This window comes from Clostridium lacusfryxellense (assembly GCF_018861735.1).
GTDB classification, from domain to species: Bacteria; Bacillota; Clostridia; order Clostridiales; family Clostridiaceae; genus Clostridium_AD; species Clostridium_AD lacusfryxellense.
Genome location: NZ_JAHLEB010000144.1, coordinates 1 through 1303 on the forward strand (window position 1 = coordinate 1; position 1303 = coordinate 1303).

At 31.7% G+C, this 1303-nt stretch carries 1 protein-coding gene; it reads left to right on the plus strand.

Annotated elements, in window-relative coordinates; all coding sequences use genetic code 11:
- On the plus strand, positions 1-1180 hold a 1180-nt coding region (locus KPL55_RS25675; RefSeq protein WP_216309579.1), incomplete at its 5' end, for a transposase.
- Positions 1181-1303: the final 123 nt, after the last annotated feature.

Sequence of the window (1303 nt, forward strand, 5' to 3'; positions counted from 1 at the left end):
AGCCCCAGAAGAAACAAATTTAATAAACTCAAGTACATTAACTAAATTTAGAAAGCTTCGCCTTAAAGATATGAATTTATTGGATTTATTAATAAATAAGACTGTAGAACTTGCTATAAAAGAGGGAGTTTTAAAAAGTAAAGCAATAATAGTTGATGCAACACATACGAAGTCACGTTATAACCAAAAATCAGTAGGAGAAGAATTATTAAAACGTGCAAAAAACTTAAGAAAAACATTGTACGGAATAAACCCTGATATTAAAGAAGAGTTACCTAATAAAGTTACAACTGGAGTACTTGAAGATATTCTTGAGTACTGCAAATTATTAATTGATAGCATAAACGAGAGACCAGAAATTGTAGCAAATCCAGCAGTTAAAACTAAGTTAAGCTACTTAACTGAAGCTATTAATGATGACTTAGAAAATCTAAAACTATCAAAAGATGAGGATGCAAAAGTGGGACATAAAACTGAGGATAGTTCTTTTTTCGGATATAAGTCACACCTTGCTATGAGTGAAGAACGTTTAATTACTGCAGCTGTTATTACAACTGGCGAAAAAAGCGATGGAAAGGAACTCATAACCTTAATAGAAAAAAGCCGTGAGGCTGGTGTTGAGGTTAACGAAGTTATTGGAGATGCAGCTTATTCTGAAAAGAAAAATATAGAATATACGAAAGAAAATAAGATAGCATTAATTTCGAGACTAAATCCTGTAATTTCACAAGGAACACGAAAAAAAGAAGACGAATTTGAGTTTAATAAAGATGCTTGTTTATTTGTATGTCCAGCAGGCCATATGGCTACTAAAAAAGCAAAACAAGGAAAGAAGAATGTTGGTCAAAATCAAGTGCTAGCTTACTATTTTGATGTAGAGAAGTGTAAAAATTGTGCTAATAAAAATGGTTGCTATAAAGAAGGCGCTAAATCCAAAACTTATTCAGTTACAATAAAATCAAATACTCATAAAGATCAAATAGAGTTCGAAAAAAGTGAATATTTTAGAAAACGTGCTAGGGAACGTTATATGATAGAGGCTAAAAACAGTGAACTTAAGCATCGGCATGGCTATGATGTAGCAATATCGTCAGGCTTAATTAGCATGCAAATGCAAGGTGCGCTATCAATCTTCACAGTGAATTTAAAGAGAATAATCAAGTTAAAAAGCATGAAATAGGGCTTTTTTAACTTAAATATAAAAGTAAAAAGCATGAGATACCCAAAAATATGGGTATCTCATGCTTTTTCTGTTCAAACCTAAAAACTTTACTGAAAAAAGAGTGCTTTTTTCAGTGGCCTC